Raw genomic sequence first — 23,613 nt, forward strand, 5'->3', positions numbered from 1 at the left:
AATAAATTTTGAGTTTAAATTTTTCTTTTAACAGGAAACTGTCTATTAGAGAAAAATGATAAGATTTCTACATTGTTGTCCTTAATACGATAATATACAGTATTAAAAGTAAGAATAATCGCTTTGTGAATGTTTGTCTGTTCAGACTTTGGAAAAATATATGGATTCTGAGAAATGATTTCCGAAAAACTTTCGATTTTATGGGCAAGTTTTGAGATTTCTTTATCTGAAAAGTTTTTTTGAAGATATTCAATTGTTTCCTCCAACTCGCTCAATGCATTTGGAGTCCACGAAATATTATAACCACTTTTCATAGAGCTTTCTCGCTTCAGAATGCAGTTTTACATCATTTTCATCAGCTTCTGCTATTCCTTTTTCAATTGATTTTTTCTCTTCATCTGAAATAGAATTCCACCAATCTTTTGTCTCTTCTTTTCTGAACTGAGTTAGCTTTTTTATAATAGAAGTATCTTCCAAGGTTGATAACCATTGAATTAGTTCAAGCTTTTCGTTTAGAATTTGTGAGTTCATAATTCATATTTCTTATTCAAATTTATGATTTTTAAATTAAATTTTAATTCTAAAACTTCAAATCTGTGAAGAAAAGAAACGAAAATATCCAAAATCATTCGACTTTGGATATTTTCAATATAAAAATTACATTCTTATTTCAATGGAATATTCGCTAAAATATCTTTCGTGAAACTCCAGAATTTCTGAGTTGAAGAGATATTTGCCTTCTCATCAGGAGAGTGAGCTCCTCTGATGGTTGGTCCGTAACTTACCATTTCCATTTCTGGGTAATTAGCACCGATAATTCCGCACTCTAAACCTGCATGACAAGCAACAACGTGAGGTTTTTCTGCAAATTTTTCAGTGTATATTTTTTCTAAAACTTGTACAATTTCAGAACCTGGTTTTGGCTTCCACCCTGGATAAGAACCGCTGAATTCAACGTTCATTCCAGCTAATTCTGATACCGATTTCAATTGTTCAGCCACCGAATCTTTAGACGAATCAACAGATGATCTTGAAAGGTTTAAAATTTTCAGACCACCTTCTTTTAATTCTACTCTTGCCACATTGTTTGATGATTCTACCAAATCCTGTACATCAGGGCTCATTCTGTAAACTCCGTTATGAAGAGATTTTAAAACTAAAATAATTTTCTTTGAATCTTCTACAGAAAGCGCTTTTTCTGAACTTGTAGAATTTTCAATATTAATTTGAAGATGAGCTTCAACAGAAGCAAACTCTTCTAAAATTTCTTTTTTAATTCCGTTGGTTACATTTTCAATAAATTCACCAGAATTTCTCACAGAAATTAAAGCTACAGATTCTCTTGGGATTGCATTTCTCAAACTTCCGCCATCAATTGAAATTAATTGTACGTTTTGATTTTCCAAAGCTTTGTAAAGAATTCTGCCCATAATGATATTGGCATTTCCAAAACCTTTGTGGATATCCATTCCTGAATGACCACCCTGTAAACCTTTTACTTCAATTCTTACGATTTGTCCGTTAGAAACTTCTGTTGCGTAGTTTTGGGTTACAGTAACGTCAATTCCACCTGCACATCCGATATCGATTTCGTCATCTTCTTCTGTATCTAAATTTAAAAGGATTTGTCCGGTTAATTGTCCAGGTTTTAAACCTAAAGCTCCGGTCATTCCTGTTTCTTCATCAATCGTGAAAAGAGCTTCCAAATCAGGATGTGGAATGTCTGAACTTTCTAGAATCGACATAATCGTGGCAACTCCTAAACCATTATCTGCCCCTAAAGTGGTGCCTTTGGCTTTTACCCAGTCTCCGTCAACTTCCATCTGGATTCCTTGAGTTTCAAAATCGAAATTTACGTCATTGTTTTTTTGGCAAACCATGTCTAAATGAGACTGCATAACAATCGATTTACGGTTTTCCATTCCCGAAGTAGCCGGTTTTTTAATAATCACATTTCCTACTTCATCTACTGTAGTTTCCAGTCCTAAATTTTCACCAAATTCTTTGATGAAAGCAATTATTTTTTCTTCTTTTTTTGACGGTCTCGGAACAGCATTTAATTTGGAAAAATTTTTCCAGATAATCTGCGGTTCTATATTGGATAGTTCCATAAAAATTTATTTTTATCAAAATTACGAAATAAAAAATGCTCCCGAAATTCAGGAGCAATATTTTTGCTAATTGCTAATTGCTAATTGCTAATTGCTAATTGCTAATTGCTAATTGCTAATTGCTTTTAACAGCCACATTCACCATAAATAGGAATGGTCGTTTTGCTTCCGTCTGGTTTTTCAATGGTTAAAGTACCTTCAAAAAGCAAAGCTTCTTCGTGTTTTATTTTTTTACCTTTTACAGAGATTTTATAATTCTCATTTTCAATTTCCTTGGTTAGCTCTTCGCCAGCTTCCATATCGCTTGAAGAAATTAAATTCATAGCAATTCTTTTTCCGTCGAGTTTCATGTAAGCCGTTTTTCCGGCATCATCAGCGTAAATGTATTGTTCATTTTCAAAATCTGCTTTGTTTTTTGCAAAATAGCAAGAGCATTCTTTGATTTCTTTCGGGAAAGGAAATACATCAACTAAAACTTTCTCAGGTGTAGGATCTGTTTTTGCCGAATCCTGAACAATATTCAGAGAATCTGATGGCTTTGAATTTGGAACGGTTTCTTTTTCCTTTTTACAGGCAACCAAAGTTAAGGCTGAAAAGAGAATGATAAAATATTTCATTTTTAATTTTTTAAATTTTCGTTTTTGAATCTTAAACTAAACTAATAATTATACCATTCTGCTTTTGCTTGTGGTAACTATATCAATTTTTTCTAAAATTTCATTAACCCAGTTTTCATTGTTAGCTGAAACTATTATAGTTTTAAAACCAAACTTTTTTCCTTCCATCTCTACACCAAAAGAGTCATCAATATGAATATCAATGTCAAATTCTGGAGGGAATTTTGAAACATTTTTTCCGTTTTTTCTAACTCTCTTCTCATGCAAATACTGATTGATTACAAAATCAACGGGAATTCCATAACATAAAAACATTAATTTAATTTTTACTTTACTTCTATATGAAGTTGTATAAACATAAATTTGATAATCTTGGGTTCTTAATTCTTTAAATAATTTAATTGTTCCCAATCGAATTCTTTCAGCTCCAATAATTTTTGACCAAAATGATTCTTTTTCTAAAGAAAACTTATTTGTAGAAATAATTGTATCATCAAGATCAAATGAAATTTTCATCAATTTAGGGATAAATAATTAATGTGAAATTATCCTCTTGCTCTTTCAAGTAAAACCATCATCAAAAATGATAAGACAACCAAACTTTCATCTTCATCATCAATATCGATTAATCGGTCTAATTGAAATCTTCTGCCAAAAAATGAAGGCATCTTTTTTAGCTTAAAATATTCTTTTCCATCTATTCCTTTTACGGTGTAAGACGGGTTAAGGAAATATCCGGTAAACATTCCGACAATTGGGATCTCACCAACCATTCCGTCGAAAAATTTCACCCAAGCATTATCTTCTGTAATTGTAAATTTTTGCTGGTCAGCTTCGTCTAAAACATTGTAAGATGATTTCCAGATAGAGCGCATTCCTTTTCTGGCAAGTCTTCCAAAGTTTTTTCCAATCGTATCTTTGATAGAGTAAGATGCATTAAAATCAATCCACTGATTAGCTTGAATTCTGAACAGTTCTTTGGTTTTGCTTTCGTCGTTGAAAACGATAACGTCTTCTTTTAGTTTAAACATTTTCTGACGAACGTAAGCGACATAATTTCCGTGTCGGTCTGTAATGTTGAAATCGCTGGCTAAAGTTGTGATCTTAAATTTAAGATCCAGCGGATAGTTGAGGTTGTTGAGTACCATTTAGTTTATTTCTGTTTAATATTTTGATGACCAAAGATAATGGTTTTTTAAGATTTATGAGTGATAAGTAACTATTTCTGCAGGCTGAGGCTATTACAGAAATTTTACTCTTCAAAGTTATCGTTGCAAATGCATATTGATTAGGGATGTTTTACAAGTTTAATTCTTATTTTTGTACTATGGATTACCCAAGTAAAGTATTGGCAAAAGCAGTTGAAGAGATTTCCGGACTTCCGGGTATTGGGAAGAAAACCGCTTTGCGCCTTGCTCTTCATTTACTTAGACAACCTAATTCCAGAGCGACAAGTTTGGGAACTTCAATCATTAATTTAGTGAATGAAATTAAATACTGCAAAGAATGCCACAATTTTTCAGATTTTGATATTTGTGAAATCTGTAGCAACGACAAACGTAGTAACGAGTTGATTTGTATTGTGGAAGATGTACGAGATGTTATCGCTATTGAAAATACCGGAAAATACAGAGGGAAATACCTTATTTTGGGTGGGAAAATTTCTCCAATGGAAGGAGTGGGGCCTCATCAATTGAATATTCCAAGTATTGAAAAGAAGCTACAGCAAGGCTTGGCAAAAGAATTTATCTTTGCTCTAAGTGCAACTATGGAAGGCGATACAACCGCTTATTATATTTACAAAAAATTCAAAAATTCGGGTGTTCAGTTTTCAACTATAGCAAGAGGAATTTCAGTAGGCGATGAACTGGAATATGCAGACGAAATTTCTTTAGGCAGATCGATTACCAACAGACTTCCGTATAACGAAAAGGATTAAAATGAGAAAAAAACTTTCAATCATTATCGTTAATTACAATGTGACTCAACTGTTAAGAAACTGTTTGATTTCTATTGAGAAATATAATGATGGAGTCGATTATGAAGTTATTGTGATTGATAACAAATCTACAGACAGTTCTTGGGGCGACCTCATTCCGGAATTTCCAAAAGTACATTTTATGGCTTCGGAAGAGAATGGAGGTTTTGCCAAAGCCAATAATGAAGCGATAAAAACAGCAATCGGAGAATATGTACTTATTTTAAATCCTGATACAGAGTTGGAAGGCTTTTACTTAAAAGAAATTTTAGATTTTGCTGATTCTAAAACTAATTTTGGTTGTCTTGGGGTAAGAATGCACGATGCCAACGGAGATTTTCTTCCGGAAAGCAAGCGTTCGGTTCCGGATATGATGAATTCTTTCGAAAAATTATTTACCAGTTTTAAAAAGAAAAATTCAAAATCATATTATCGAAACGATATTGATGAATATGGAGTCGCAGAAGTAGAAGTAATCACCGGAGCATTTTTCCTGGTTAAAAAAGAGGTTTACGAAAAAATTGGAGGTTTAGACGAAAGCTATTTCATGTATGGTGAAGATATTGATATTTGTTATACGTTGTTGAATAATGGGTATCAAAATTACTATTACGGAAAGGCTTCTATTCTTCATCATAAAGGTGAAAGTACGGTGAAAGATGAGGTATACCTTGAAAGATTTTACGGAGCGATGCAGATTTTTATTGATAAGTATTACAGAGAAAGTAAACCCTTGCAATATTCATTTATGAAAGCAGGATTAAAGCTAAGGCATAAAATAGAAAAAATCAAACTCAAATAAAAAAAGCAACTCAATCGAGTTGCTTTCATTTTTATCTTAAATAAAGTATTTCTTATTTATTTGCCGGAACACTTACCGGAGCTGAAGACTCAGAAGCCGGAGCTTTTCCTGCCGGAGCTTCTTTAGTTGGAGCTTGAGGAATAGCTGGTGCTACTTGTTTAGGTTTACCAGTCACGACAACGCTTATCAAGATAAGAACGATGATTACCGCTCCTAAAGTCCAAGTTGATTTTTCCATAAAATCATTCGTTCTCTGTACTCCAAACTGTGTAGAAGATGCACCTCCGAAAGTACTAGAAAGACCGCCACCTTTTGGGTTTTGAGCCATAACAACGATTACCAATAAAACGCTGGCAATCATAATAAGAATCATTAATAGTGTAAATATAGTATCCATTAATTTTAATATCTTTTTGAATGGGCAAATCTAATGTTTTTTTACCAAACGGCAAAATAAGATTTGTGCTAAAAATAAAAAAACGGCAGCAATTGCTACCGTTTTCATTAAAATATATTAATTCTTATTTGAAGTCAGAATCTTTAGCCTGGTTTATTTCGTATGATTTTACTTTCATCACCATATCCATACCCATTTGATTAACTGTAATCGTGTAAGGCATTTTTACACCAGAAACATCTTTGTAATCTGCAAATGTTGTAGGAACTGTAAAAGTTTGCCCTTGTGCAGATACTGTTTCAGTCTCACCTGTTTTAAGACCAGTTTTTACACTGTAATAATAAGCTTTATCACCAGCTTTGATTGCATAAGAATCTTCACCGTTGATTTTTTCAATTCCTGCCAATTTATAATCTGCAGATTTAGCAAAACCTAGTTCTTCGAAAAGCTCAGTGTTTTTCAAGTTGTCAGCGATTTCTTCTTTAGTCATCTCAACTTTTTGTCCCATTTGCTCAGAATAACCAGTTTTACCGTCGAAAACTTGTTTTTGAAGTGTCATTCCACCGGCAGAAACTACTTGAAGTTCTTTTCCTCCTTGAGCTTTTGTTGTTTTTATATCGATGGTTTGCCCTTGCATAAAAGTTGAAGAAGTCATTGTGTAAGAATTCACTTTTGCTAAATTCGCTTTTCCGCCAATTGCATTAATGTACTTATCAACAACAGAAGCTACAGTTACGCTTGCATCAACTTTCTGAACTGTTGGTTTTGCAACAGGATTTGCATTAGCATCGAAATATTTTACAGGATAACCTAATTTTTCTAGCCCTTCAGAAATATCAGATGCTTTACCAGCGATGAAAATTCTGCTTTGATTTGGTAAAATAGTTGCTTTTACCGCGTTAGAAACGTCAGCTGCAGTTACTTTATCAATAGATTTTAAATAGTTAGTGTAAAAATCAGCCGGAAGGTCCTGAACTTTTTGGTTAACTGCAAATCTTGCAATCGTTGCAGGCTGCTCTAATGCCATGATAAAGCTTCCTTTCAATTTAGCTTTAGCATTTGCCAATTCTTCAGGTTTTACTGTAGAAATAGCATTCAACTCGTTCATGAATTCTTTTACAGCTTTATCTGTTACTTCATTTCTTACGCTAGCTTTAGCAGAGAAAGAAGGTGAATATTTGCTGGCTGTTAAGCTAGAGTAGGCACCATAAGTGAATGCGTTTTTCTCACGAAGATTCATGAAAAGTCTAGCTTCTCCACCGCCACCAAGAATGTAGTTGGCAATTGTTGCAGGGAAGTAGTTGGCATCTTTCATTTTCAATGTGTTCAGATTTCCTACAGAAACTACAGATTGTACTGCAGAAGGAACGTCTACTACATTGATCTCAGTTTTAGCAACATTTGAAGCCGGCTCTAAAGCTGGGAATTTTGTATCAGCTTTTTTCCAGTTGTTGAAAGCTTTTTCAATCATTGGCTTTACCTGGTCAAATTTTACATCACCAACAATTACAAGGTAAGCATTGTCTGGAGCGTAATATTTTTTGTAAATATTTTGAACGTCCGCTAACTGAATTTTGTTAATAGATTCTTCTGTTTCAAATTCTCCTCTTGAAGTATTTTTTCCGTAAGCTAATGCGTTCGAAACTCTTGATGCGATTGCATCTGCACTTTTCTCTGAAGATTTTAAACCTTCAACAGCTCTTTCTTTAGATTTTGTGATTTCGTCAGCAGAAAATTTAGGATTGATTATTGCATCAGACATTAAGCCTAAAACCTCTGGGAAATATTTTGAAAGAGAGTTTGATGAAGCTCCTGCAGAAGAGAAGTTTAGGTTAGCTCCCAAAAAGTCTACTCTCTTGTTGAATGCATCTTTGCTTAAAGTGGTTGTTCCGTTACCAAGCTGATCTGCCATGATTTCGCTTACTCCGGTTACATCACCCTCGAAATAAGGCTGTCTGTCCATAGAAAGACTCACGTTTACTCTTGGTAATTTGTTGTTTTCAACTACCATTACGATCATTCCGTTTTTAAGTTGAAAAGTTTTTGGCTTCGCAATGTTGATGGTAGGAGTTGGTCCTGGCTTTGGCATTGCATTAATATCAATTTTTTGTGCAGAAAGCATTCCTGAGAATAAAAATGCTACGGCTATATAGGTCAATTGTTTTTTCATTGTAAAAAATTTAAAAATTTATAATCATATTTTAAAACACGGAGTTTTTTATACGATTACTTTTTTTCAGGTAAGTAGTTAAGGATGATTCTTTGGTTAGAATTCAAATACTTTTTCGCCGCATTCTGTAAGTCCTGCTTAGTAATCGATTTGTAAATTTCGATTTCCTTATTGATTAGGTTAGTATCTCCCATTAATACGTGGTTTGTAGCTAATGAAGCTGCAATTCCTTCAATACTTGAGTTAGCATTTACAAATTGATTTTCATACTGATTCTGAAGTTTTTGATAATCTTCATCAGATATCAAAGTCGTCTGAAGTTTTTTAATCTCCGCATCGATATCTGTTTGCAAGGTCTGCTTCGTTGTTGCTCCCATCGGGATTGCAAAGAATGCGAAAATACCGTAATCTTCAAGACCTTGGTTGAAAGCTGCTACCTGAAGCGCTTTTTTCTCCTGATCTACTAATTTTTTATATAAAACTGAGGACTTTCCGTTGCTTAAATAAGACGAAAGCATATCTAAAATGTAAGCATCTTTTTCTTTGTTACCCGGCGTTCTGTATGCAAAAACATAAGCAGGAAGCTGAATGTTTGGGTCGTATGCTGTTACTTCTTTTTCTTTGGTGATAGGCTCGTCTTTCGGGAAATCTTTAGGATAAACTGTTCCTTTAGGAATTGCTCCGTAATATTCCTGAATCCATTTTTTAGTCTGTTCAGGTTTAATATCTCCTGCTACAACTAAAGTTGCATTGTTTGGAACATAATATTTCTTGTAGAAAGCTTTAAACTCATCTAATTTAGCAGAGTTCAAATCGTCCATAGATCCAATCGTAGACCATGTATATGGATGCTTGGTGAAAAGATTTTTCTGTACGTTGGTGAAAAGATTTCCATAAGGCTGGTTATCCATTCTCATTCTCTTTTCTTCTTTTACAACTTCTCTTTGTGTATCTACACCAATTTGGTTGATCTCTGCATGACGAAGTCTTTCAGACTCCATCCAAAGACCTAATTGCTCGTTGTTTGATGGGAAAGTTTCGTAGTAATATGTTCTGTCGTTTGTTGTGTTTGCGTTGTTTTGTCCACCGTTTGAAGAAACGATTTTAAACCATTCCCCTCTCTTAATATTAGGCGTTCCTTCAAATAGAAGGTGCTCAAAAAAGTGTGCAAAACCTGTTCTTCCAACTACCTCATCTTTTGCTCCCACATGATACATAATCCCTGTTGTTACAACTGGTGCAGAATTATCCTGATGCAAAATTACATGTAAACCGTTTGGTAAATCATACTCTTCAAATTTGATTTGTTGTGCATTCAGCATCGCTCCAAAAAAGGCAGCAGCAGCAACACTAAGAAGTCGTTTTTTCATAAAATAGAAATTGTTTTGTCAATTAGTGTTTTATTTGAATGGATTGTTACAAGGTTTTTAATGTTTTTTTAAGAATTTTAAATGATGACTGAATTTATAGCATCTGATTTTCGTTCTAAAACTTCATTCAGTTTCTCTTTATTAATGGAAATTAAATACAAATTTGAATTGTCCTCATAATACACTAATTTTGTCATCCAAAATTTTTTGCAGCATGGAGGATTATTTGAAAGGACTGAATGAATCACAATTTGAAGCCGTTACCACTTTACAAGGCCCCTTGATGGTACTTGCAGGAGCGGGTTCCGGAAAAACACGTGTGCTAACAATGCGTATTGCACATTTGATTACCAATGGAATAGACCCTTTCAATATTTTGTCTTTAACTTTTACCAATAAAGCGGCTAAAGAAATGAAAGAACGTATTGCAAAAGTGGTAGGCCAGAGCAATGCGAGAAGCCTTTGGATGGGAACTTTTCACTCTGTTTTTGCAAGAATTCTGAGAAGTGAAGCACATTATTTGGGCTATCCTTCCAATTTTACAATTTATGATCAGCAAGATGCTTTGAATGTGATCAGAAAAGTGTTGAAAGACATGAATATTGATGCTGATCTGTATAAGCCTAAAAAAGTTCAGTCTAGAATTTCAAATTATAAAAATAACCTGATTACCGTAAAAGCATATTATAATAATCCAGAATTAATGGAAGCTGACGAAAAAGCCAACATGAAATTCATCGGAAAAATTTATGAAAAATATGTAGAAGCCTGCTTCAAAAACGGTTCGATGGATTTTGATGATTTGTTGTTGAAGACCAATGAACTTTTAACAAGGTTTCCTGAAGTTTTAGCAAAATATCAGGACAGATTCAGATATATTTTGGTAGATGAGTACCAAGATACGAATCACTCTCAGTATTTGATTGTGAAAGCCTTGGCTTCAAAATTCGAAAACATTTGTGTGGTAGGAGACGATGCACAGTCGATTTACTCTTTCCGTGGTGCGAATATTTACAATATTTTAAATTTCAAAAAAGATTACCCTGATGCGGTGACTGTTTCTTTGGAACAGAATTACCGTTCAACGCAAAATATCGTTAATGCAGCAAATGTTGTCATTGCGAAAAACCTTCAGCAGTTCAAGAAAAATGTTTTCAGTGAAAACGAAGAAGGGGAAAAAATTAAAGTGTACCGCTCACTTTCCGATGCTGATGAAGCCAATTTCGTAGCCGGAAATATTTGGGAGCTGAGAAACAGAGAACAGAGAAAATTCAGCGATTTCGCTATTTTATACCGTACCAATTCTCAGACACGAGCGTTTGAAGACTCTTTGAGACGTAAAAATATTCCGTATAAAGTGTATGGAGGTTTGTCTTTTTACCAAAGAAAAGAAGTGAAAGATTTAATCGGATATCTTCGTCTTTTGGTGAATGAAAATGATTCTGAAGCGTTGATGAGAATCATTAATTATCCGACAAGAGGGATTGGTGAGACGACTCAGAATAAATTAATTGTTTTTGCAGATTCACAAAATCTTCCGGTGTCAAAAGTTTTAGACAATTTGGGGATTTATGCTCCGCAATTGAAATTTAATAATGGAGTTTTAACCAAACTGAGCGATTTCTGGTCGATGATCAAAGCGTTTCAGGTTTTGCTTAAAACAGAAACGGCGTACAGCGTTGCGATGGAAGTGGCAAAGCGAAGCGGTTTGATTAAGTTTTTAAAAGACGACCAGACTCCGGAAGGAATTTCGCGTGTAGAAAACGTTCAGGAATTAATGAACTCGATGCAGGGTTTCATTGAAGAACAGATGCAGATAGAAGATGGAGATCCTAGTTTGCCTAATTTCCTTGAAAATATTGCTCTTTCTGCAGACACGCAAAGAAAAGATGACGAGGAAGATATGGTCTCTTTAATGACGATTCACCTTTCAAAAGGTCTTGAATTTCCGGTGGTGCATTTAGTAGGATTAGAAGAAAATCTTTTCCCAAGCTTTATGAGCTCGGCAACCCGTGAAGATCTGGAAGAAGAAAGACGTTTGTTTTATGTTGCTTTAACGAGAGCTGAAAAACAGGTGTTTTTCTCTTATGCAACTTCCCGTTTTCAATGGGGAAAAATTACTGATGCCGAACCTTCACGATTTTTAAGTGAAGTAGATGAAGAATATATCGAATTTTTAAATCCTGCTCTCGAAAAGAGATTTATCAACAATTCAGGGGTTACTTCTAATATTTTTGACGAGCATCCTTCAGAAATGAAGAGCTTTAGAAAAATAGAAAAGAAAACCATCTCTAAAACTGAAAAGGATAAACCGATTGCCGAGCCAAGAAAATTAAAACCTGTAGCGACAGCAAGAATCATCAACCCGAGTGGAGCATCTTCGCAAGATATTGAGGTTGGGGACAAAGTAAGACACGACCGTTTCGGAATTGGTGAAGTCGCTTTCTTAGATGGAACAGATCCACAAAATATCAAAGCGAAAGTAGTTTTCTTACACGAAGGTGAAAAGAATTTGATTTTAAAATATGCTAAACTGACAAAGATTTAGATCTACAGTTTAGAAAGCAAAATGGAAATTTAATAACAACGAAAATCTGTTTTTAATGAAATAAAGAAGGCACAATAAGTATTGTGCCTTCTGTTGTTTTTTTTGATTAATAATGACATAGAAAACGGAGGCGTTAAGAAATTTTAAAGAATTACCGTTTAAAAATTTCCACTGTTTGAGTGGCGGTAATAATTTAGGATTGATAACTAATATCTGTTTCCGCCCGAGTTTTTGGAAATTTTAGGAAATTCTTTGAAATTTTAGACGGAGTTTTTAAGTCTTGAATTTTTGATTCTTTTGTTTCAAGACAAAAGAATATTATCAGATTATCTTTCCACCAGTTCCTTCACCGTCTCGCCATAGAAATCGGTATGTGAAGTTTTAACTTGCAATAGTTGATACCATTTTCTGAAGGCACCAACAAAAACCACAAGCATTAACACCATTGCTACAACCGCCAGTGTTGCCAATAAATATTGTTGTTTTGGAATATAAATATCCATTACCTGAATATAACCAGCCCAAAATGTAATAATCGCCATGAAAACTCCGGGAATTGCAGAACAAAGCGCATATTTTCCTCGATTTAATCTGATGAGCATTGTGGTACAGACTATCAAACCGCATGCTGCGAGCAACTGATTACTAATCCCGAAAAGTGGCCAAATGCTGCTTACGTTTCCGGTAAAAACCAGATATCCCCAAGCAAATGTGAACAATAAACTACTGATGATAATTCCGGGAGTCCAGTTTTTATCATTAAATTTAGGAATAACAGAACCCAACATTTCCTGTAAGAAAAATCTTCCAACCCTGGTTCCGGCATCAATTGCGGTTAAAATAAATACCGCCTCAAACATAATTGCAAAATTGTACCAGTATGCCATCAACTGATCCATGTAAGGAATTTTGTTGAAAATATGAGCCATTCCGACTGCCAAAGAAACAGCACCTCCGGTTCTTCCATGAAGATCAATTCCTATTCTTTCTGAAAAATAATCAATATCAACACCGTGTAAACTAGGATGTGTTGCTAAAAAAGCGTCATAGGTATCTTTTGGTGTGTTGATGGCAAAATAATCTCCGGGCATCAAAGTACAAGCAGCAATCAATGCCATTAATGCAACAAAACCTTCTACAAGCATCGCTCCGTACCCCACAAATAAAATTTCTTTTTCTCTGTTCAGCATTTTTGGAGTTGTTCCTGTTGCAATTACCGCATGGAAACCTGAAATCGCTCCACATGCAATTACAATAAAGATAAAAGGTAAAACAGGGCCGCCAATTACGGGACCTCCTCCGTTAATAAATTCAGTTAAAGCCGGCATTTGAATGGTTGGGTGAATAACAATTACTCCAATAGCCAACATGATAATCGTTCCGATTTTTAAATACGTTGAAAGATAATCTCTTGGAACCAAAAGCAACCAAACCGGCAATACAGAAGCCAAAAATCCGTATAATGGGATTGCAATAGAAATGGTTGTGATATCCCATGTGAACATATTGTTCATCGTTTCATTCTGCATTAAATTATGTCCACCAATAATTCCGGCAATTAAAAGAACACCGCCCAAAATACTTGCAAAAGTTACCGAGTTTTTTCTGTAACGCATGATCAATCCCATAATGATCGCGATCGGCATCGTGATGACCACAGTAAATAATGACCATGATGCTTCGTGCATTGCATTAATACAGGCTAAAGAAAGTCCGGCAAGTGTTAAAATTAAAATGAATAAAATAGCAAAACCGGCAACCGTTCCCGTGGTTTTTCCGATCTCTTTGGATGCAATGGTTGCCAAACTTTGTCCTTTGTGTCTTACGGATGCAAAAAGTACCACCATATCGTGAACTCCACCTCCTAAAACACAGCCAATTAAGATCCAGATCGCTCCCGGAAGATATCCGAACTGAGCTGCTAAAACCGGGCCTACCAATGGTCCTGCAGCTGCAATAGCCGCAAAGTGATGTCCGAAAAGAACATTTTTATTGGTCGCAACATAATCTTTTCCGTCGGCAAATTCTACGGCGGGAGTTGTATTTTTGTCATTTAAACGGAGCACTTTATTGGCTAAATAAATTCCGTAAAAACGGTAAGCAATCGCAAAGATAAGCAGTGAGGTGAATACCAAGGTCAGTGCATTAATTCCATTTAGAAATTCCATGTTGTTTTTCTTTTATGTGAGTAAATAATTAATGTTTTTGCTTTTTTATTATGAATAATTTAAGCATTTGACCAAGTTAATTATTTTCTGTATAAAATTTGTCAATATGTATATCAACTTAGCGAAATAATGAGTGATATATTTCTATTTTTAGTTTAATGATTTGATTTTTAAAGTGTTGTTTATTGCTTCTTTTTGAAAAACTATATTATGATATTAATTTTCTAATGATTGACGGAATTGGCTTTTTCCTGAGATAAAATAAAGTCGACCATTGCATTGTTAAGTTCCTCCTGATAAGCTTTTTCTGTTGTGGAAAACCCGTGATTTCCTTTTTTTACAATAATAAATTTATGAATTGTTTTCTCTTTCTTCAACATTTTGTTGAGTCTTTTAGAATGTCTTATAGGTGCAATTTTATCTTTGTTGCCATGCAAAATTAAAGTTGGAACCGTATTTTGAGTATAATTTAGAGGAGAAATTGTTTTACAAAATTCTACTACTTCTCTTTTGTTTTCTTTACCGTCTAGACCAGTTATTCCTTTGATCAGTTTACTTCTGATATCAATAATCTTTTTTGAAATTAAGCCTACGGTCAATAAAAGTGGTTTTGGAGCACGGGTGTGAAGAAGCCTGTTCATATCAGTTGGCCCAAAATTATCAACGACATAATTTACTTTTGCCGAATATTTTGAAAGTTCTGAATCTCCCACAAAATCTTTATCCTGAGTATAAGCGCTTAAAAGCGAAAGATGTGCACCTGCTGAAACGCCCCACATTCCAATATTATTTTCATCAAGATTGTATTTATCTGCATTTTTACGAACCCATCTTACCGCATCTTTTGTGTCCTGGATCGGTGCCGGAAAATGAATGTTTTCGGTAACTAAACGATAATTAATACTGATCACAACATAGTTTTTTTCTAAAAGTTGTAAAATGGTGCTTTCAACGTAATTATTTGCAGTAATTACTTTATCACCTTCAACCCAAGCTCCGCCGTGAACGTACATCACAACAGGAAGTTTTTTATTTTCTGTATTTTTCGGGCGGTAAATATCTAGCTGAATATCTTTACCCGTTTCATCGGTTTTGTAAACAATATTTTCGGATACATTGGCGTTCTCAAAAAGGAGCGTACTTTTCTGTTTTTGTGAAAATCCAAAAGTGGAAATCGTCAGTAAGAATAAAAAAAATAGGTTCCTTAAAAACCTATTATTTTTTGTGTTTGAGTGGAGTGCTCTCATAAGATATTGCTTTGGTTTGCTACTTTACCAACTCTTCAAAAAGTTTACCAAAAGTTTGGTCTAGATCTTTCGATTTTCCTGGATGTGGTCTTGATGTCTGTACAACCGCGCTTCTTACAGCTGTCAGCCAACGGAATCTATCTGGAATTTCGAGTAAAGCAATCGGGCCGCCTTCTTTTTTCCCTTCAGCAATATTTTTAAAACTCTCCAGATTTTTAATGATATCATCATGATCGAGCTTGCTGCGCATCAGTTTAAATTTATCAGGACAGAGGTGAAATTCTACTTTGATAAATTTTTCTCTTTTTGAAAACATCACCAATCCAATATTGAAAAATTCTTCTCTTTCAACCTTGGGTACCAAACGTATTACGGCGTATTCGTATATTTTATCCTCTTGCATTTTTGGCTTCGTTTACAAAGATTTGAGAATTTTCTAATCGGGTCTTCAAAAAGTTGAAATACACTTCACGAATTTCATCAGGATTTTCTTCGGCATCATTCCAATGCAGCCAATCTTGTGGAATTGTATTAACGATCTCTCTGAACAGTGTTTCATTTAAAACTGAATGTGCAAATTGGTCTGCTTCATCTAATTTTGTTGCTTGTGGAAGCAAAACATGATCTTTCACATATTTGAAAGGTGTTTTTGCAGCGGTATCAAAATTCTGCCATGAATGATGAAAATAAAAAGAAGCACCATTATCAATGATCCACAATTCTTTATGCCACATCAAAAGATTGGTATTCTTGAAAGTACGGTCTATATTGGTAATAAATGCATCCAGCCAAACGATTTTTGAAGCTAAAAGCGAATCTACTTTCACACTCGAATCGAACGCAATCGATTCTGAAAGATAGTGAAGTCCTAAATTTAAGCCTTCAGAATTTTTTAATAGATCCTGAATTTCCTCATCGGCTTCTGTTCTCCCAAAATCTACATCAAGATTAGCAAAAACCAGCTCCGGAATTGGTAAACCTAAAGCTTCAGTAATTTTCCCTCCCAAAAGTTCTGAGATCAACATTTTTACACCATGACCGGCTCCACGAAATTTCAACACATATTTAAAATCATCATCAGCTTCTGCCAAAGCAGGAAGTGATCCTCCTTCACGAAGCGGAAGTATATAGCGTTGTACGGTAACTGTTCTTAAATCCAACATGATGCAAAACTAAGACTATTTTTTGATAATCTTTTTAGTGTATTCTTTTTCTCCGATCTTATATTTCAAAAAATAAGTTCCGGTGGTTACATGATTAAGAGGAATATTATAGCCATTTTCTGTTTTATTGAGATCATGTTTGAGAATACGTCCTGAAGCATCTGATAAGGAAGCAATAGACAGTTTTTGATCAGTAATAATGTTGATAAAACTGTGAGCAGGATTAGGATAGATTTGAACCTGATTAATTTTTTCTTCCTGAGTTCCCAAATTACTAACAGAAACTGTTTTTGTTTTAGTAGAATTTCTTCCACACGCATTGGTCGTGAGGGTTACCTGATAGTTTCCTGTAGCAAGATATGTATGAGAAGGATTTTCTAAAGTAGAGGTATTTCCATCTCCGAAAGTCCATGCAAAAGTGGTGGCATTTTGTGTTTGGTTTGTAAACTGAATGGCAGACGTACCAGTTGTCTGATAATTAAATCTACTGGCGACATCATTTGCTCCAATTAGCCACATATCAAGATTGTCATAGACTGTGCTTTTGACGATACTTTTTATAACCTGTGATTCTGTAGCAGTTAAATTCCCATTAAAAGTTGCTAATTCAGGATTTTTTTTAAACAAAATAGTGTAGAAAGTATAAGCAGCAGCCATAGAACCCAAATAGCTGGGATGTGAGCCATCGCTTGAATATAAATCCATAGAAGGTTGCTGCTGTCTTATCGTTCTCCATACTTTTCCAACCGGAGAAACGAGGCTCTCATTGATTTGTGCCATATCCATATATCGGTTGTAGATAAGGTTGTCCATGCCTTCGTAAGTACAAACTGGTGTGTTTCCATTCGCACAATTTGTAGCATCACCGGTTTTGTAACCCCAAGTCATAAAAAATATAGGATTGCCACAAGCATTCGAAGCTTTGGTTAGATCTGCAAGCTGTTTTGCGTAAGGATGCATTTCAGACTGTATATAATTATTGGGAAACGATGGAATTTGACTCTGTTCCTGCAGCACAACATAGTCCCAATTCCCTTGGTTGATGACTGAGGTTACTGATTGGTTCTGTGCGTGTTGCTTTAGCGTAGCTCCTCCCATTGCATGGGTTTGGTAATTTAATACATCTCCGGTAGAAACTGCAATGAGTTTAACCAATTCGGGTAGATCGTTGGTGTACGTGTAGCTGTTCCCTACAAAAAAGACTTTTTTTGTGGTCTGCGCAATTGTGAATGAAAAGGAAATTAAAAATAAAAAGAGTAAAGTTTTTTTCATATATTTAAATTAGAGTGAATATTACAAATGTAACTGTAATTTTGGTATGCAATAATTAATATTTTATGAAATTAATAAAAGAGATCAACATCGTTCTTAAAAATCCAGAAACCAAAGATTTCCTTGCTGATGTATTTTATCCTGAAACCAATGAGAAACTGCCGTTGGTTATTTTCGTTCATGGATATAAAGGCTACAAAGATTGGGGTGCTTGGAATATAATGGCAGAAAAGTTTGCAGAAGCAGGCTTTTTCTTTGTTAAATTTAATTTTTCGCATAATGGAACTACCGTTGAAAACCCTGAAAATTTTGCTGATTTGGAAGCTTTTGGAAATAACAATTATTCAAAAGAATTGTCGGATTTAGGATGTGTTATCGATCATTTTATCAAAGATTCAAAAGTCGATAAGCAAAAAGTTGTTTTGATCGGTCACAGTCGAGGAGGAGGGACCTCTATTATTAAAACCTATGAAGACGAAAGAATTAACGTCCTGATCACTTTAGCAAGCGTAGATACTTTAGAGAGATTTCCTACAAAAGAAAACTTTGAAAAATGGAAAGAGAATGGAGTTTATTATGTTGAAAATGGAAGGACAAAACAGCAAATGCCTCATTATTTTCAGTTTTTTGAAAACTTTAAAAATGATGAATATCGTTTTGATGTAGAACGCTCAATGGAAATGGCAAAAGCTCAGGTTTTAATTATTCATGGTACTTCAGACGAAAGCGTAAATGTGAAAAATGCAGAACATCTTCATATTCTAAATCCAACTTCAGAATTGTATCTCGTTGAAAATGAAAATCACACTTTTGGAGCTAAAGAACCTTGGGAAGATGATGCGCTACCAAAAGGATTGAACGAGGTTGTTGAAAAGTCGATTGAATTTATCAAGCAAAATATTTGATTTTATTGTTAAATATTATTTTTGGTGCTATTAATTTTCATACTTTAGTGAAACATTAATGCCATTAAATAAAAGTTTTTATGAAAAAATCAAACTTAAAAAAATTAAGCAGAGAAGCTCAGAAAAATATTTCTGGAGGAGGCTTGGAATCAAAAGGATGTGTTGCAACAGGTTGTTATAAATATTATTTTAGTGATGGAGGTGACAGGTGTCTTGCTCCATCATGCTTTGCTCCTGACTTTGGTACAATAGTTACTGGTTCTGATGGACGTAGCCAATGTTGTTATTAAATATTCGATTTAAAAATAAAAAGGAGTGAAAATTTTCACTCCTTTTTATTTTAATTTCAACTTGAAATTTACTTAACTAGAATTTTCCAGGCTTCTTCAATTTTACTATCCAATAATAATTTCTGAGCTTCCAGGTGAATGTTTTCGTCATTATGACAACTTTCAGAAGGTAAAACTTCTACGTTGGCCAACATTCCTAAGTCATTTCCTGTAAAGACTTTGCTGAGTTTTATAGCATTTGGAAGTAAATCAAAACCAATTCCTTTCGTTACTAAAGGTTTTGGAACTTCAAAAAGATTATTCTCGTTATTTCTAGAATACCAGTTTCCACCAAGTCTAGCGACCATATCCAGTTTTTTCTGATCCAGATTTCCTTCTTCATTCAGATATTCTTCTCTGATATGAATTTTCTGAACTTCACAAATTACTAAATTTCCAGCGCCTCCTTGATCGCCTAAAGGTTTTACTTCTAAAACTTTACATTCAAAATTAACAGGACATTCTTCAATTAATTTAGGTTTAACCAAATCAGCATCTTTCATGGTTAAACCAGACTTGATAAATTCGTTCACTCCGTCACCATATTCTGTCGAAGCCAAAGAAATCTGCTGTACAATTGGAAAATTAACGGTTCCAATCACTACTTCAGAAGTTTCTAAAACATTTTCTAAAGTATGCTTTGTCGTATTGTCACGAACTCTTCTCGAAGGTGAAAAAATCAAGATTGGAGGAACGGTACTGAACATATTAAAGAAACTGAACGGCGATAAATTGATCTCTCCATTTTTATCAACCGTAGAAGCCAATGCGATTGGACGTGGCGAAACGGCAGTCTGCATTATCGTTTGTAGTTGTACGGGAGTTATTTCGGATGGGATTACTGTTTTCATTTAGATAAAATTGATTTGACACATAAGGCACATGAGTTTTTAGTTTAATTGAAAATATTTTAGAACACATGAGTTTGAAAATCAAAGATTTTCATTATGGGAGTATTTCAAAATGTTTACTTACAAAGGTTTCAGTACCTTCGTGATATAAATTATACACATTAAAATTTACTAATATAGATTTTGGAACTTTCAAGAGATTCATGTAATTCATTGTTTGAGCTTTGTGAATTTTATGGATTTCTTCGACAGATTTAATCTCTAAAATGATAATATCTTCAATTAGAAAATCACATTTTACTTTACAGTCAATATGACGCTCTTTATATGTTAAAGGAATTTCTAGTTCACTTCTGTATTTTAGTCCTAGCAAATCAAATTCTCTTTCTAAACATTTATGATAAACATCTTCATATAAACCGGGACCAACAATTTTATGAACTTCAATGCAAGCTCCTATTATTTTGTAAGTAAGCTCGTTGATATATTTCTTTGTTAGTTCCATATCAGTATTGCATGAAATTATTAAAAATCTTTGATTTTTAAACTTATGTGATCTATAATATGCAAGATATTATAAAACTTCTCTGTGACTAATGTTTTAAAATTTTAAGTGTTTAACTTCGTTTATTTAGTAGGAATAATTTTACCAGCAACCTCACCAAAACCAACTCTTACACCGTCTTTTTCAGCCCAAGCTTTCATCGTTACAGTGTCGTTATCGTCGATGAATTTTCTTTCCTGCCCATTGCTTAGTTGAATTGGGTTTTGCCCTCTCCAAGTTAATTCTAGCATAGAACCGAAAGATTTAGGATCACTTCCTGAAATAGTTCCACTTGCATATAGATCACCAACTTCAACGTTACAACCATTTACCGTGTGATGAGCCAATTGTTGCGTCATGTTCCAGTACATGTGTTTGTAATTGCTTTCAGAAATTAGGTTTTCTTCACCATTTTCAGGCTGTAAATAAACTTCTAAATTGATATCGTAATTTTTGTCTCCTTCAAATTTTAAATAATCTAAAACTTCAGGATCTTGTGTTGGAGAAGTAGTTTTGAATGGATCTAAAGCTTCCAGAGTTACAACCCATGGAGAAACTGATGAACCGAAATTTTTTGCCAAAAATGGTCCCAAAGGAACATATTCCCAAGATTGGATATCTCTTGCAGACCAGTCGTTGAAAACGACCATTCCGAAAATAGCGTCTTCGGCATCTTTTGTAGAGATGCTTTCTCCCATTTCGGTGTTTTTGTTGACAATAAATGCCATTTCCAATTCAAAATCCAATTGTTTGCAAGGTCCGAAAACCGGCTTGTCTGCATCTGCTGGTTTCATCTGACCTTTTGGACGGTTAATTTCAGTTCCTGAAACTACAATTGATGAAGCTCTTCCGTGATAGCCTACCGGTAAATGTTTCCAGTTTGGAAGTAGTGCATTTTCAGGATCTCTGAACATTTTCCCAACATTGGTTGCGTGCTCGATGCTGCTGTAGAAATCAGTGTAATTTGGAATGTGAATAGGCATCATCATTTTTACCTGATCTATATCGTAAAATGCTTCTTCGATTGTTTTTTCATCCTTAGATAAAATAGAACCCTCAAGCAATAATTCCTGTATTTTAAGACGTACCGCATTGGTAACAGGTTTTCCAAGCTCGATAAATTCATTTAAAGTATAAGCTTCAAAAATATTATCATCAAGATCTTTAATTCCTTCAAAAAATCCAAGATCGTACAAAGTTGCAAGATCAATAATCTGATCTCCGATTCTTGTGGCGCATCCTATGAATTCTTTATCGAAAACCGCTACTCCGAAAGGAATGTTATGAATGGAAAAGTCTGAATTAGATGAATATTCTACAAATGATTTCATAATTTTTGTAATTTAATTTAGATTAGAATAAGACCGATGTTGATCTTATTTTTTAGCTTTGATCTTCGCTTTAGAAAAAGATGCTTCATCGATCCATCTGTCTTTGTTGTTGACGTCGATGAGGTAGAGAATGTCATCCTGTTTTGTAAGCAACAGTGTTTTGGTCACCGGGATCGGGACTTTTTTATTTTCAAGAAGGTCAGCTCTCAGCGAAATAATATTTTTTCTGCTTCTCACAATGTCACCAGAAAATACATTAGAGGTACTTTCGTTGGTTGACTTATCGTCAAACATTTCAACGTATGTTGCATTTTTTCCTTTAATGACGATGAAATTTCTTTCGGTGTGGTCGGCGAAATCTTTGATCAAAACAAATTTTTTACCGTCAATATCAACATCGGTCAAATTTTGATTAATGCCTTTTCTTTCCTCCAATTTTGTGAGTATAGCATCCAAAGATCCGTATTGAGCGTTGGCAAAAAAAATAGTTCCGATAAGTAGTAGTCCGCTGAAAAATTTAATCATAATACTGTGCTTTATAAAAAAGTTTTGTCAAGATCTGCATCCTGACAAAACTCTGTTTATTATTTTAGCTTAAAGATTTCCTCTTTTTTCTTGCTCTCTTTCTAATGCTTCGAATAATGCTTTGAAGTTACCTGCACCAAAACTTTGTGCACCGTGTCTTTCAATAATTTCGAAGAATAGAGTAGGGCGGTCTTCTACCGGTTTTGTGAAGATCTGAAGTAAATATCCTTCTTCGTCATGATCAATAAGAATCCCTAAAGACTGAAGTTTTTTAAGATCTTCGTCGATATGGCCTACTCTTTCAGGAACCAATTCGTAGTAAGCTTCCGGTGGAGCAGAAAGGAATTCTACACCACGTTTTTTCAATTCAGTTACGGTATGAATAATATCTTTTGTTGCAACAGCGATGTGTTGTACCCCTTCACCTTCGTAGAAATCAAGATATTCTTCTACCTGAGATTTCTTTTTACCTTCTGCAGGTTCATTGATCGGGAATTTTGCGAAACCGTTTCCGTTAGACATTACTTTAGACATCAATGCAGAATATTCTGTATTGATCTGCTTGTCGTCAAAAGAAAGGATGTTTACAAACCCCATTACTTTTTCATACCATTCTACAGTAGGAATCATTCTGTCCCAATCTACGTTCCCTACACAGTGGTCAACGTATAATAGACCTGCTTCTTCAGGGGTGTAATCGCTTTCCCATTTTTGGTAACCAGGCATGAAAGGACCTGTATAATTTTTTCTTTCGATAAACATGTGAATAGTTTCTCCGTACGTGTAAATTCCGGACATTCTTACTTCACCATGCTCATCAGTAAGAGTTACTGGCTCTAAATATGGCTTTCCACCTCTTTTTGTAGTTTCTTCGAAAGCTGAATATGCATCATCTACCCAAAGTGCCAAAATTTTAACACCATCACCGTGTTTTTTTACATGCTCATTGATTGGAGAGTCAGATTTTAAACCTGTTGTAAGGATCAATCTGATCTTTCCTTGCTGTAGAACATAAGATGCACGATCTCTTACTCCAGTTTCAGGCCCTGCATAAGCAACAGACTGAAAACCAAATGCAGTTTTATAATAATGAGCCGCTTGCTTAGCGTTTCCTACATAAAATTCAATGTAATCTGTACCGTTAATTGGCAAAAAGTTCTCTGCCTGAGCAATTTTTTCGGCAAATGTAAGTGTTGACATATTTTCTATTTTTACTTTTATTTAATGGTTTGCAAATTACAAAATTCCTGTAAATAATTAAAAACAAAATCGTTATGCAACCGAT

Annotated in this window: 24 protein-coding genes; 5 read left to right on the forward strand and 19 right to left on the reverse strand. The window is 34.5% G+C overall.

What is annotated here, in order from left to right; all coding sequences use genetic code 11:
- Positions 1 to 14: 14 nt before the first annotated feature.
- The 6 genes from AB671_RS03830 to AB671_RS03855 all read right to left on the reverse strand — a co-directional run bounded on the left by AB671_RS03830 (position 15) and on the right by AB671_RS03855 (position 3,876).
- Positions 15 to 314 carry a type II toxin-antitoxin system RelE/ParE family toxin gene (locus AB671_RS03830; protein ID WP_066678072.1) on the reverse strand — a complete coding sequence of 100 codons (300 nt, stop codon included), beginning with the start codon at positions 312 to 314 and terminating at the stop codon, positions 15 to 17.
- Entirely contained in the window at positions 298 to 531 is a 234-nt protein-coding gene (locus tag AB671_RS03835; protein WP_066678073.1) for a hypothetical protein, read from the reverse strand. The genes AB671_RS03830 and AB671_RS03835 overlap by 17 nt, the downstream gene beginning before the upstream one ends.
- Positions 532 to 665: 134 nt before the next feature.
- Positions 666 to 2,111, reverse strand: a complete 1,446-nt coding sequence (locus AB671_RS03840) for an aminoacyl-histidine dipeptidase (RefSeq protein ID WP_066678075.1) — start codon at positions 2,109 to 2,111, stop codon at positions 666 to 668.
- A gap of 125 nt (positions 2,112 to 2,236) precedes the next feature.
- Positions 2,237 to 2,728 carry a hypothetical protein gene (locus tag AB671_RS03845; protein ID WP_066677034.1) on the reverse strand — a complete coding sequence of 164 codons (492 nt, stop codon included), beginning with the start codon at positions 2,726 to 2,728 and terminating at the stop codon, positions 2,237 to 2,239.
- A 48-nt stretch (positions 2,729 to 2,776) separates the two neighbouring features.
- The gene (locus AB671_RS03850; protein WP_066677032.1) at positions 2,777 to 3,244 is read right to left on the reverse strand and encodes a hypothetical protein; all 468 of its coding nucleotides are present in this window, start codon (positions 3,242 to 3,244) and stop codon (positions 2,777 to 2,779) included.
- Between the two features lie 29 nt (positions 3,245 to 3,273).
- Positions 3,274 to 3,876: a hypothetical protein gene (locus AB671_RS03855; RefSeq protein WP_066677028.1), complete on the reverse strand. Its 603-nt coding sequence runs from the start codon at positions 3,874 to 3,876 to the stop codon at positions 3,274 to 3,276.
- Between the two features lie 179 nt (positions 3,877 to 4,055).
- On the opposite strand from AB671_RS03855, the gene recR reads away from it, so the two are divergent.
- Positions 4,056 to 4,667 (forward strand): recombination mediator RecR, encoded by a 612-nt coding sequence (gene recR / locus AB671_RS03860; RefSeq protein WP_066677026.1) that lies wholly within the window; start codon positions 4,056 to 4,058, stop codon positions 4,665 to 4,667.
- Position 4,668: 1 nt separating this feature from the next.
- A complete protein-coding gene (locus AB671_RS03865) occupies positions 4,669 to 5,508 on the forward strand; it encodes a glycosyltransferase family 2 protein (protein ID WP_066677024.1) in 840 nt (279 codons plus the stop codon).
- 52 nt (positions 5,509 to 5,560) lie between these two features.
- On the opposite strand, the gene secG is transcribed toward AB671_RS03865, so the two are convergent.
- The 3 genes from secG to AB671_RS03880 form a co-directional block, all read right to left on the reverse strand.
- Positions 5,561 to 5,905: a preprotein translocase subunit SecG gene (gene secG, locus AB671_RS03870; RefSeq protein ID WP_066677022.1), complete on the reverse strand. Its 345-nt coding sequence runs from the start codon at positions 5,903 to 5,905 to the stop codon at positions 5,561 to 5,563.
- 124 nt (positions 5,906 to 6,029) lie between these two features.
- Positions 6,030 to 8,075 carry a M16 family metallopeptidase gene (locus AB671_RS03875; RefSeq protein WP_066677018.1) on the reverse strand — a complete coding sequence of 682 codons (2,046 nt, stop codon included), beginning with the start codon at positions 8,073 to 8,075 and terminating at the stop codon, positions 6,030 to 6,032.
- A gap of 56 nt (positions 8,076 to 8,131) precedes the next feature.
- On the reverse strand, positions 8,132 to 9,445 hold the full coding sequence (locus AB671_RS03880) for a M16 family metallopeptidase (protein ID WP_066677017.1): 1,314 nt from the start codon (positions 9,443 to 9,445) through the stop codon (positions 8,132 to 8,134).
- A 214-nt stretch (positions 9,446 to 9,659) separates the two neighbouring features.
- On the opposite strand from AB671_RS03880, the gene AB671_RS03885 reads away from it, so the two are divergent.
- Complete coding sequence (locus AB671_RS03885) at positions 9,660 to 11,993, forward strand: ATP-dependent helicase (protein WP_066677013.1); 2,334 nt, start codon at positions 9,660 to 9,662, stop codon at positions 11,991 to 11,993.
- Positions 11,994 to 12,319: 326 nt separating this feature from the next.
- Here AB671_RS03885 and AB671_RS03890 read toward each other — a convergent pair whose 3' ends face one another.
- The 5 genes from AB671_RS03890 to AB671_RS03910 form a co-directional block, all read right to left on the reverse strand.
- Entirely contained in the window at positions 12,320 to 14,161 is a 1,842-nt protein-coding gene (locus tag AB671_RS03890) for a carbon starvation protein A (protein WP_185114079.1), read from the reverse strand.
- A 224-nt stretch (positions 14,162 to 14,385) separates the two neighbouring features.
- Positions 14,386 to 15,408: an alpha/beta hydrolase gene (locus AB671_RS03895; RefSeq protein ID WP_066677011.1), complete on the reverse strand. Its 1,023-nt coding sequence runs from the start codon at positions 15,406 to 15,408 to the stop codon at positions 14,386 to 14,388.
- Positions 15,409 to 15,427: 19 nt separating this feature from the next.
- Positions 15,428 to 15,811, reverse strand: a complete 384-nt coding sequence (locus tag AB671_RS03900) for a DUF3037 domain-containing protein (protein ID WP_066677009.1) — start codon at positions 15,809 to 15,811, stop codon at positions 15,428 to 15,430.
- Positions 15,798 to 16,571 (reverse strand): HipA family kinase, encoded by a 774-nt coding sequence (locus AB671_RS03905; protein ID WP_066677005.1) that lies wholly within the window; start codon positions 16,569 to 16,571, stop codon positions 15,798 to 15,800. The genes AB671_RS03900 and AB671_RS03905 overlap by 14 nt, the downstream gene beginning before the upstream one ends.
- A gap of 15 nt (positions 16,572 to 16,586) precedes the next feature.
- On the reverse strand, positions 16,587 to 17,843 hold the full coding sequence (locus tag AB671_RS03910; protein WP_066677003.1) for a DUF4886 domain-containing protein: 1,257 nt from the start codon (positions 17,841 to 17,843) through the stop codon (positions 16,587 to 16,589).
- Positions 17,844 to 17,908: 65 nt separating this feature from the next.
- Here AB671_RS03910 and AB671_RS03915 point away from each other — a divergent pair, with 65 nt between their 5' ends.
- Together AB671_RS03915 and AB671_RS03920 are read left to right on the forward strand one after the other, a co-directional pair.
- Positions 17,909 to 18,748, forward strand: coding sequence for an alpha/beta hydrolase family protein (locus AB671_RS03915; RefSeq protein WP_066676997.1), 840 nt, complete (start codon positions 17,909 to 17,911; stop codon positions 18,746 to 18,748).
- An 80-nt stretch (positions 18,749 to 18,828) separates the two neighbouring features.
- The gene (locus AB671_RS03920) at positions 18,829 to 19,038 is read left to right on the forward strand and encodes a bacteriocin-like protein (RefSeq protein ID WP_066676995.1); all 210 of its coding nucleotides are present in this window, start codon (positions 18,829 to 18,831) and stop codon (positions 19,036 to 19,038) included.
- Between the two features lie 68 nt (positions 19,039 to 19,106).
- Here the strand turns inward: AB671_RS03920 and AB671_RS03925 are convergent, their stop codons facing one another.
- From AB671_RS03925 to hppD, 5 genes are all read right to left on the reverse strand, one after another.
- Positions 19,107 to 19,928, reverse strand: coding sequence for a flavin reductase family protein (locus AB671_RS03925; RefSeq protein ID WP_066676993.1), 822 nt, complete (start codon positions 19,926 to 19,928; stop codon positions 19,107 to 19,109).
- A gap of 94 nt (positions 19,929 to 20,022) precedes the next feature.
- Positions 20,023 to 20,433 (reverse strand): GxxExxY protein, encoded by a 411-nt coding sequence (locus AB671_RS03930; protein WP_066676992.1) that lies wholly within the window; start codon positions 20,431 to 20,433, stop codon positions 20,023 to 20,025.
- 122 nt (positions 20,434 to 20,555) lie between these two features.
- Positions 20,556 to 21,803: a fumarylacetoacetase gene (gene fahA / locus AB671_RS03935; protein WP_066676991.1), complete on the reverse strand. Its 1,248-nt coding sequence runs from the start codon at positions 21,801 to 21,803 to the stop codon at positions 20,556 to 20,558.
- Between the two features lie 45 nt (positions 21,804 to 21,848).
- Positions 21,849 to 22,328: a hypothetical protein gene (locus AB671_RS03940; RefSeq protein WP_066676990.1), complete on the reverse strand. Its 480-nt coding sequence runs from the start codon at positions 22,326 to 22,328 to the stop codon at positions 21,849 to 21,851.
- 69 nt (positions 22,329 to 22,397) lie between these two features.
- Complete coding sequence (hppD, locus tag AB671_RS03945; RefSeq protein ID WP_066676987.1) at positions 22,398 to 23,528, reverse strand: 4-hydroxyphenylpyruvate dioxygenase; 1,131 nt, start codon at positions 23,526 to 23,528, stop codon at positions 22,398 to 22,400.
- Positions 23,529 to 23,613 lie beyond the last annotated feature (85 nt).

This window comes from Chryseobacterium sp. BGARF1 (assembly GCF_001677955.1).
Taxonomy (GTDB): domain Bacteria; phylum Bacteroidota; class Bacteroidia; order Flavobacteriales; family Weeksellaceae; genus Chryseobacterium.